Source organism: Streptomyces sp. NPDC056486 (assembly GCF_042795295.1).
Classification (GTDB): domain Bacteria; phylum Actinomycetota; class Actinomycetes; order Streptomycetales; family Streptomycetaceae; genus Streptomyces.
The window spans coordinates 1-11,261 of the sequence record NZ_JBHTSF010000029.1; the positions used below are offsets into that span (position 1 = coordinate 1).

An 11,261-nucleotide genomic window follows, 5' to 3' on the forward strand; every position below is an offset into this window, starting at 1 on the left:
GACCAGACACCGGCCACATGGGCGGCGGCCAGCTCGCCGATCGAGTGCCCCGCCAGAACATCAGGGCGCACACCCCACGACTGCAGGAGGCGGAAGAGAGCGACCTCCACCGCGAACAGGGCGGGTTGTGTCACCCCGGTCTCGTTCAGCGCGTCGGCATCTTCACCGAAAAGCACCTCGCGCACCTGCGGGTCAAACTCACCCAGCACGGCGTCCAGAGATTCAGCGAACACCGGGAAACGGGCAGCCAGTTCACGGCCCATGCCGAGCCGCTGCGAACCCTGACCCGAAAAGAGGAAACCCAACCGGCCGTGCTCGCCGGCGACTCCCCCGACCACGGCACCGGTCGTCCGGCCGTCGGCCACGGCCGTCAAGGCCGCCAGGAACTCGGACCGGTCGGCGGCCACCACCACGGCACGGTGGTTCAGCACCGAACGTGACGTCGCGAGCGAGTAGCCGATGTCGACCGGTGCGTGCTCGTCCACCAGGGACAGCAGACGCTCGGCCTGGCCGCGCAGGGCACCCTCGTCGCCCGCAGAGAGCAGCCACGGCACCAGGGCGCCGTCACGCGCCGCCGACTCCGGAGCTGCCTTCGGCTCCGTCTCGGCGGTCTGCGGGGCCTGCTCGATGATGGTGTGGGCGTTCGTGCCGCTGAAGCCGAACGACGAGATACCGGCGCGCCACGGCCGGTCCGCGGCAGGCCACTCACGCTGATCGGTGAGCAGCTCCACCGCACCCGCCGACCAGTCCACGTGCGGCGACGGCTCATCCGCGTGCAGGGTGCGCGGCAGTACACCGTGCCGCATCGCCATGACCATCTTGATGACACCCGCGACACCGGCGGCGGCCTGCGTGTGGCCGATGTTCGACTTCACCGAGCCCAGCCACAACGGCTGGTCGGCGGGGCGGTCCTGGCCGTAGGTGGCGAGCAGCGCCTGTGCCTCGATCGGGTCGCCCAGCTTGGTGCCCGTGCCGTGCGCCTCGACCGCGTCCACGTCGGACGGGGTCAGGCCCGCACTGGCGAGCGCCTGGCGGATGACCCGCTGCTGGGAAGGGCCGTTCGGCGCGGTCAGACCGTTGGACGCACCGTCCTGGTTGACAGCGGATCCGCGGATGACGGCAAGCACCGGGTGCCCGTTGCGCTGGGCGTCCGAGAGCCGCTCGACGAAGAGCATGCCGACGCCTTCGCCCCAGCTGGTGCCGTCGGCGTCTGCTCCGAATGCCTTGCACCGGCCGTCCAGCGAAAGGCCGCGCTGGCGGCTGAACTCGATGAACGCGCCCGGCGTCGACATCACCGTCACGCCACCCGCGAGAGCCAGCTCGCACTCCCCCGTCCGCAGCGCCTGCACCGCCAGGTGCAGCGCGACCAGCGACGACGAGCACGCCGTGTCCACCGTCACCGCGGGGCCTTCGAAGCCGAAGGTGTACGACAGGCGGCCCGAAGCCACGCTGGCCGCGTTGCCGGTCGCCACATAGCCGCCCACGTCTTCGGCAGCGTCGCCGAGGACAAGCCCGTAGTCCTGGGCATTCGACCCGACGAACACGCCGACGCGCTCACCGCGCAGCGACGCCGAGTCGACCCCGGCGCGCTCGAGGAGTTCCCAGGAGGTCTCGAGCAGCAGCCGCTGCTGCGGGTCCATCGCAAGGGCCTCACGCGGCGAGATACCGAAGAAGCCCGCGTCGAACCCGCTCACGTCCGACATGAACGCGCCGGAGCGCAGGTACGTGGTCCCCACCGCGTCCGGGTCGGGGTTGTACAGCGCCTCGACGTCCCAGCCGCGGTCGGTGGGGAACTCCGTCACCGCGTCGCCACCCGACAGAAGGAAGTCCCACAGGCCCTCCGGTCCAGCCACACCGCCGGGGAACCGGCACGCCATCGACACGATCGCGATCGGTTCGTCGGTCACTCCGGAGATAGCGGCAGGGGCGGAGGCGGTGGGCGTCGCGTCCACGCCGGACAGTTCCGTGCGCAGATAGGCGGCCAGGGCGGCGGCCGTCGGGTAGTCGAACACCAGGGTCGCGGGCAGGGCGATGCCGGTGGCCTCGCGGAGCCGGGCACGCAACTCGACGGCCGTCAACGAGTCGAAGCCGAGTTCCTTGAACGCACGCGTCGGGGAAAAGGCGTCGCCGGACACATGTCCAAGGACCGCGGCGGCCTCGTACCGGACGAGGTCGGTGAGCTGCCGCTCCTGCTCGGCCTCGTCAAGACCCGCAAGGCGCTGCGCGAGAGCCGACGTGCTGCTCTGCTCCGCGGGAGCGGCGTCGAATGCGGCGCGGACCTCGGGCAGTTCGCCGAGGAGTGCGCTCGGGCGCTGCGCCATGAACGTACCCGCGAACCGGGTCCAGTCGACGTCGGCGACGACGATGTTCCCGTCGCCGCGCTCCAGGGCCGTGGCCAGACCGGCGACAGCCACGTCCGGATCCATGGTCGCCAGGCCCCAGCGGTGCAGCTGCGTGGCCTGCTCGGTGGTCGCGACCATGCCGCCGCCGCCCCAAGGGCCCCATGCGACGGCAGTGGCGGGCAGACCCGCCGCCCTGCGGTGTTCGGCGAGGGCATCGAGGTAGGCGTTGGCAGCCGCGTACGCACCCTGCCCGCTGCTGCCCCACACTCCGGCGATGGACGAGAACAACACGAACGCGTCCAACTGCGTGTCGGCAAGCAGCTCATGCAGGTTCCGCGCGCCGTCGGCCTTCGCCGTCAGTACGTCGGCGAACTCGGCGAGGTCACCCGGGTCGAGGTCGGCGATGGCGGCCGAGCGCTCGATGCCTGCCGCGTGTACGACCGCGGTGAGCGGAAACTCGGTGGGCACGGACGCGAGCACGTCCGCCAACGCATCCCGATCGGCCGTGTCACAGGCCGTGACCGTGACCCGGGCACCCAGCGCGGTCAGCTCCGCACGCAGCTCCTCCGCACCATCGGCCGCAAGTCCGCGCCTGCTGGTCAGGAGCAGATGCTCGGCGCCCTTGCCCACCAGCCACCTGGCGACATGCGCGCCCAGCGCACCGGTGCCACCGGTGACCAACACCGTGCCGCGCGGCGACCAGCCGTCCCCGGACGCCTTGCCCTCCGGAGCGGTGACCAGCCTGCGACTCAGTGCCTTGCCACCGCGCAGCGCGACCTGGTCTTCGCCACTCGTCCCGGCGAGCACGGAAGCCAGCAGATCACCGGTCCCGGCACCGATCCGGGCACCGATCCGGGCACCGATCCCGTCACCGGTCCCGTCGTCCTGCGCCTCGGGCAGGTCCACAAGACCGCCCCAGCGACCGGGCTGCTCCAACGCGGCCACCCGGCCAAGGCCCCACAGCATCGACTGCTCGAACCCGGCGACGGTGTCACTCCGGCCCACCGACACCGCGCCCGACGTCAGGCACCACAACGGCGCCTGTACGACCGTGTCACCGAGCGCCCGCAGCAGCCCGACCGTGGCCGCGACACCCACGGGCACAGTCGATGCGCCGGCGTCGGCGAGCCCCAGCAGCGAGACGACTCCGCCCAGGGACGGCAGCCCGCCCAACTGCTCCGCCCAGTCGACCGCTTCCGGGTCCACGTGGACGACATGCACGTCCGCGCCATTGCGGGTCAGCGCCTCGCCGACCCACCCGGCGCGCTCCTCACCGGCCGCCGCGACGACCAGCCAGGCACCGTTCAACTTGCGACTACCGGCGGCCACCGGACGCCATTCGACCCGATACCGCCAGCCATCGGCCGTGGACCGGTCCCGCTGCTTGCGGCGCCATGCGGACAGGCGGGGCAGCACGGCGCTCAACGGGTCGTCGGACGACACGTCCAGCGTGCGGGCGAGATCCGCGATGTCGCCCTCTTCCACGACCTCCCAGAAGCGCGCCTCCACCGGCGATATTCGCTCGGCACCCTTGTCCGCGTCGTCTACGTCCGGCGTGTCCAGCCAGAAGCGCTCACGCTGGAACGCGTACGTCGGCAGGTCCACCCGGCGCGCGCCGCGACCGGCGAAGAACGCCTCCCAGTCCACCTCGACACCGCGTACGTGCAACTGTCCGACAGCCGTCGTGGCTGACATCGCCTCCGGGCGATCGCCACGCAGCGTGGGCACGAAGGCTGCTTCCGGCGCGGACTCCTGGCCAAGGGCGGACAGCGTGCCCCCCGGGCCGACCTCGACGAACGTCGTCACACCCTCGTCCACGAGCGTGCCCACGGCGTCGGCGAACCGCACCGACTCGCGCACGTGCCGCACCCAGTACTCCGGCGACGCCAACTCCTCGGCAGTCGCCCGCACTCCGGTCAGCGTCGACACGATCGGAGTCGTCGGCGCCTCGTACGAAACACCTTCAAGGACCCGGCGGAACTCGTCGAGCATCGGCTCCATCAACGGTGAGTGGAACGCGTGACTGACCTTCAGGCGGGACACCTTCCGGCCCGCCTCACGCCACCGCTCCGCAACCGCCTCGACATCACTCGCAACACCGGAGACGACCACCGACGTCGGGCCGTTCACCGCTGCGATCCCGACGGTCTCCGACAGGTCCGACGCGATCTCGTCCTCGGTCGCCTGAATCGCGACCATCGCACCACCGGACGGCAGCGCCTGCATCAGCTCACCACGCGCCGACACCACCGCAGCGGCATCAGCCAGGGACCACACCCCAGCCACGTGGGCGGCGGCCAGCTCGCCGATCGAGTGCCCTGCCAGAACGTCGGGGCGCACACCCCAGGACTGCAGGAGACGGAACAACGCCACCTCGACCGCGAACAGGGCGGGCTGCGTCACCCCCGTCTCGTTCAGCGCGTCGGCATCCTCACCGAAAAGCACCTCGCGCACCTGCGGGTCGAACTCACCCAGCACGGCGTCCAGAGATTCAGCGAACACCGGGAAACGAGCCGCCAGTTCACGGCCCATACCGAGCCGCTGCGAACCCTGACCCGAGAACAGGAAACCCAACCGGTGCGGTGTCGCCTCACCGACCACGGCACCGGGGCCGCCCCGCCCCTCGGCGAGCGCGGTCAGAGCCGACCGGAACTCGGCGGGCTCCGCGGCGACCACCACCGCGCGGTGTTCAAGGGCCGCCCGCGAGAACGTCAGCGCACGGGCCACGTCCGCCACGGCCAGGCCCGACGATCCGTACGATCCGTCCGCCTCGCCCGACCCGTCCGACCCGTCCGACCCGTCCACGAAGGACTTGAGCCGTGCGGCCTGCGCGCGCAGCGCCTCGGGGCTCTTGGCCGACAACGTCCACGGGACGACCGTGCCGGCCGGCAGCGGCTCCGGGACTTCTTCCTGCTCGATCTCGGGGGCCTGCGGGGCCTGCTCGATGATGGCGTGGGCATTCGTACCGCTGAACCCGAACGACGAGACACCGGCGCGCCACGGCCGGTCCGCGGCAGGCCACTCACGCTGATCGGTGAGCAACTCCACCGCACCCGCCGACCAGTCGACATGCGGTGAAGGCTCATCCGCGTGCAGGGTCTTGGGCAGTACTCCGTGCCGCATCGCCATGACCATCTTGATCACGCCCGCCACACCTGCGGCGGCCTGCGTGTGACCGATGTTGGACTTGATCGATCCCAGCCACAACGGCTGGTCGGCGGGGCGGTCCTGGCCGTAAGTAGCCAGAAGCGCCTGCGCCTCGATCGGGTCGCCCAGCTTCGTACCCGTGCCGTGTGCCTCGACCGCGTCCACGTCGGACGGCGTGAGGCCTGTCGCCTCAAGGGCGGCCCGGATGACCCGCTGCTGCGAGGGACCGTTCGGCGCGGTCAGGCCGTTGGACGCGCCGTCCTGGTTGACGGCGGATCCCCGTACGACCGCGAGGACTTGGTGCCCGTTGCGCCGGGCGTCCGAGAGCCGCTCGACGAGCAGCATGCCGACGCCCTCGCCCCAGCCGGTGCCGTCCGCCTCCGCCCCGAAGGCCTTGCACCGGCCGTCAAGCGAAAGGCCGCGCTGGCGGCTGAACTCCACGAACGCGGCGGGCGTGGACATCACCGTCACGCCACCCGCGAGAGCCAGCTCGCACTCGCCCTTCCGCAGGGCCTGTACCGCCAGGTGCAGCGCGACCAGGGACGACGAGCACGCCGTGTCCACCGTCACCGCGGGGCCTTCGAGGCCGAACGTGTACGACAGGCGCCCGGAGATGACACTCGCCGCGCTGCCGGTGCCGAAGTAGCCGTCGACGCTGTCCGGCGCGGCCATCATCAGCGTCGTGTAGTCCTGGCCGTTGGTGCCGACGAACACACCGGACCTGCTGCCGCGCAGCGAGTCGGGGTCGATGCCCGCCCGCTCGAAGGCCTCCCAGGAGGTCTCAAGGAGCAGTCGCTGCTGCGGGTCCATCGCAAGGGCCTCGCGCGGCGAGATCCCGAAGAGTGTCGGGTCGAAGTCAGCGACGTGGTCGAGGAACGCACCCATGCGGGAGTACGACGTGCCGACGCCCGCCGTGTCCGGGTCGGGGTCGTACAGCGCCTCGACGTCCCAGCCGCGGTCGGTGGGGAACTCCGTCACCGCGTCGCCACCCGACAGGAGCACCTGCCACAGGTCCTCCGGGCTCGCCACACCGCCGGGGAACCGGCACGCCATCGCCACGATCGCGATCGGCTCGTCGGTCACGCCGGGCGCAGCGCTGGGAGCGAGGGCGGTAAGGGCGACTCCGGACAGTTCCGTGCGCAGATAGGCGGCCAGGGCAGCGGCCGTCGGGTAGTCGAACACCACGGCCGCGGGCAGGGCGACGCCGGTGGCCTCGCTGAGCCGGGCGCGCAGCTCGACGGCCGTCAACGAGTCGAAGCCGAGCTCCCGGAAGGCACGGGTCGCGGAGAACGCGTCGGCGGAGGCATGACCGAGCACCGCGGCGGCCTCGGACCGGACCAGGTCGGTGAGCTGCCGTTCCTGCTCGGCCTCGTCAAGACCTGCAAGACGCTGCGCGAGAGCCGACGTGCCGCTCTGCTCCGTGGGAGCGGCGTCGAACGCGGCGCGCACCTCGGGCAGTTCACTCAGGAGCGCGCTCGGGCGCTGCGCCATGAAGGCGCCGGCGAACCGGGTCCAGTCGACGTCGGCGACGGTGACCTTGCCGTCGCCGTGTTCGATGGCCGAGCCGAGACCGGCGAGCGCCGCGTCGGGGGCCATCGTGGTCAGGCCGAGGCGCTGGAGGTGAGTGGCCTGCCCGGAGTCCTCGACCATGCCGCCACCGCCCCACGGGCCCCATGCGACGGCCGTGGCGGGAAGGCCTGCCGCCCTGCGGTGGTCCGCGAGGGCGTCCAGGTAGGCGTTGGCAGCCCCGTAGGCGGCCTGGCCTCCGCTGCCCCACACTCCGGCGATGGACGAGAACAGCACGAACGCGTCCAACTGCGTGTCGACAAGCAGCTCGTGCAGGTTCCGCGCGCCGTCGACCTTGGCCGCCAGGACCTCGGCGAACCCGGTGAGGTCGTCCGGGTCGAGGTCGGCAAGGGCGGCCGAGCGCTCGACGCCCGCCGTGTGCACGACGGCGGTGAGCGGCGGGACGCTCTCCAGCATCGCCGCGACGGCGTCCCGGTCGGCGACGTCACAGGTGGCGAACGTGACGCGCGCACCCAGCTCGACGAGCTCGGACTCCAGTTCCTCCGCCCCCGTCGCGGCCCGGCCGCGACGGGCGGCAAGGACGATGTGCTCGGCTCCGTGCGTCGCCAGCCAGCGCGCAACGTGACCGCCCAGGGCGCCGGTGCCGCCGGTGACCAGGACCGTGCCGCGCGGCGACCAGTTCAACTCGGGGGCGTCGCCCAGTGGGGCGGGCACCAGTCTGCGGCCGAGGATCTTGTTGCCGCGCAGGGCTATCTGGTCTTCGCCGACCGCCTCGGCAGGGCCGGTCGATCTATCAACACCGGTCGATGTGGCGAGGGCGGCGGCGAGGTGGTCTCCGGTCGTCTCGTCCTGCGTCTCGGGCAGGTCGACCAGGCCGCCCCAGCGGCCGGGGTGTTCCAGCGCGGCAGCCCGGCCGAGGCCCCACAGCATCGACTGCTCGAACCCGGGAACGGTCTCGGTCGCGGTTTCGGTCCCGCTCTCGCTCGCCGAGACAGCGCCCGACGTCAGGCACCACAGCGGCGCGGAGACGTCCGCGTCACCGAGGGCCCGTAAGAGACCGATCGTGGCCGCGACACCCGCAGGCACGGACGATGTGCCGGCGTCGGCGAACCCCAGCAGTGAGACGACTCCGTCCAAAGACGGCAGCCCGCCCAACTGCTCCGCCCAATCAACCGCTCCCGCGTCCACACCCAGGACGCGCACGTCGTCCGCACCGTTGCGTGTCAGCGACTCGCGTACCCACTCGGCACGCTCTTCACCGGCCGGAGCGACGACCAGCCAAGCACCGTCCAGTCGCCGGCTCCCGGCGGCCACCGACCGCCATTCGACCCGGTACCGCCAGCCATCCGCGGTGGACCGGTCCCGCTGCTTCTGGCGCCACGCGGACAGGCGGGGCAGGACCGCACTCAACGGGTCGTCGGACGACACGCCCAGCGTGCGGGCGAGGTCAGCGGGGTCGCCCTCCTCCACGGCCTCCCAGAACCGCGCGTCCACCGGCGACATCCGCTCGGCGCTCTCATCGGCGGCCGGCGCGTCCAGCCAGTAGTGCTCGCGCTGGAACGCGTACGTCGGCAGGTCGACCCGGGTGGCGCCGCTGCCGTCGAAGAGGGCGGCCAGGTCCACCGGGGCGCCACGTACGTGCAGTTGGCCGATTGCGGTGGTCAGGGCGACGAGTTCGGACCGGTCGGCGCGCAGAGCGGGTACGAAGGCGGCCTCAGGGGCGTTGAGCTGCCCGAGACCGGACAGCACGCCACCGGGACCGACTTCCAGGAAGACGTCGACGCCCTGCTCGCGCAGCCCCACGACCGCGCCGTGGAACCGCACGGGCTCGCGCACGTGCCGCACCCAGTACTCCGCCGACGTCAACTCCTCGGCGGTCGCGCGAACGCCGGTCAGCGTCGACACGATCGGGATCGACGGAGCCTCGTACGAAACACCTGCAAGCACCTGGCGGAACTCGTCGAGCATCGGCTCCATCAGCGGCGAGTGGAACGCGTGACTGACCTTGAGGCGGGACACCTTCCGGCCCGCTTCACGCCACCGCTCAGCGACAACCTCGACATCACCGACAACGCCGGAAACGACCACCGACGACGGGCCGTTCACCGCAGCGATACCCACGGTCTCCGACAGATCCGACGCCACCTCGGCCTCGGACGCCTGAATCGCCACCATCGCGCCGCCCGACGGCAGCGCCTGCATCAACGCACCCCGCGCCGACACCACCTTGACTGCGTCAGCCAGCGACCACACACCCGCCACATGAGCCGCAGCCAACTCACCGATCGAATGCCCCGCCAGCATGTCGGGGCGCACACCCCACGACTCAAGAAGCCGGAACAACGCCACCTCAACCGCGAACAACGCAGGCTGCGTCACCCCCGTCTCATTCAGCGCATCGGCATCCTCACCGAACAACACCTCACGGACCTCAGGCCCGAACTCCGCAAGCACAGCGTCTAGCGCCTCAGCGAACACCGGGTACTGAGCGGCCAGTTCACGACCCATACCAAGCCGCTGCGAACCCTGACCCGAGAACAGGAATCCCAACCGGTGCGGTGTCGCCTCACCGACCACCACACCGGGACCGCCCCGCCCCTCGGCGAGCGCGGCGAGACGGTCGACGGCGGTGGTCCGGTCCTCGGCAAGGAGAACGGCGCGGTGCTCGAAGAGCGACCGCGTCGTGGCCAGCGAGAAGCCGACACCTGCGGGATCGAAGTCGGCGGAGGCCTCCACGGCGGACCGGAGACGGTCGGCCTGCGCGCGCAGCGCGTCGGGGTTCCGGGCGGACAGCACCCACGGCGTGACGGCGGGCACCGGCAGGTCATCGGCAGGCGCGGGCGCCGGTTCGAGGGCGGGCGCCTCCTCCAGGATGACGTGGGCGTTCGTACCGCTGACGCCGAACGAGGAGACACCGGCGCGGCGCGGTTCGTCGGTCCGCGGCCACTGCTGGCCCTCGGTCAGCAGCTCCACGGTGCCTGCCGACCAGTCGACGTGGCTGCTCGGCTCGTCGACGTGCAGGGTCTTGGGCAGCACACCGTGCCGCATCGCCATGACCATCTTGATGATGCCGCCGGCCCCGGCCGCCGCCTGGGAGTGGCCGATGTTCGACTTCAGCGACCCAAGGAGCAGCGGCCGGTCGGCGTCCCGCTCGGCGCCGTAGGTCGCGATGAGGGCCTGTGCCTCGATCGGGTCGCCGAGGGTGGTGCCGGTGCCGTGCGCCTCGACGGCGTCCACCTGCGCGGGGGTGAGCCGCGCGCTCTTCAGCGCCTGGTTGATCACCGTCTGCTGGGACGGGCCGTTCGGCGCGGTCAGGCCGTGTGAGGCGCCGTCCTGGTTCACCGCCGAGCCACGGATGACCGCGAGTACGGGGTGTCCGTTGCGCTGCGCGTCGGAGAGGCGCTCCACCAGGAGCATGCCGACGCCCTCGCCCCAGCCGGTGCCGTCCGCACTGTCGGAGAACGCCTTGCACCGGCCGTCCACGGACAGGGCGCGCTGCCTGCTGTACTCGACGAACGTACGCGGAGTGGACATGAAGGTGGCACCGCCCGCGAGCGCGAGGGAGCACTCGTCGCGGCGCAGCGCCACCATCGCGAGGTGCAGTGCCACGAGGGACGACGAGCACGCCGTGTCCACCGTCACCGCGGGCCCGACGAGGCCGAGCGTGTAGGCGATCCGGCCGGACGCGATGCTGCCCGCGCTGCCGTTGGCGAGGAAGCCCTCGAATCCTTCGGGTGCCTGCGGCAGCCTTGTCGCGTAGTCGTTGTACATGACGCCCGCGAACACGCCGGTCCTGGTGTCCTTGGCCTGCGTCGGGTCGATGCCGGCGCGCTCGAACGCCTCCCAGGAGGTTTCCAGGAGCAGTCGCTGCTGCGGGTCCATCGCCTGGGCCTCGCGCGGGCTGACCCCGAAGAACGCCGGGTCGAAGCCCGCGGCGCCCTGCAGGAAACCGCCGTGCCGGGTGATCGAGGTGCCCGCGTGCTCCGGGTCGGGGTCATAGAGCGATTCGACGTCCCAGCCGCGGTCGGACGGGAACTCCACCACGGCGTCGCGGCCCTCGGCCACCAGCTGCCACAGGTCTTCCGGCGACTCGACCCCGCCCGGGTAGCGGCAGCTCATCCCGATGATGGCGATGGGCTCGTGCTCCCGGTCCTCGACCTCGCGCAGGCGTCGGCGTGCGGTGCGCAGATCGGTGGTCGCCCGCTTGAGGTAATCGCGGAGCTTGTCCTCGTTCTGCATCTGGCG

At 71.6% G+C, this 11,261-nt stretch carries 1 protein-coding gene; it reads right to left on the reverse strand.

The window, feature by feature from the left end; translation table 11 throughout:
• The coding region (locus ACFQ7F_RS14595) for a type I polyketide synthase (RefSeq protein WP_383270311.1) at positions 1-11,255 on the reverse strand (11,255 nt) is incomplete at its 3' end.
• Positions 11,256-11,261 lie beyond the last annotated feature (6 nt).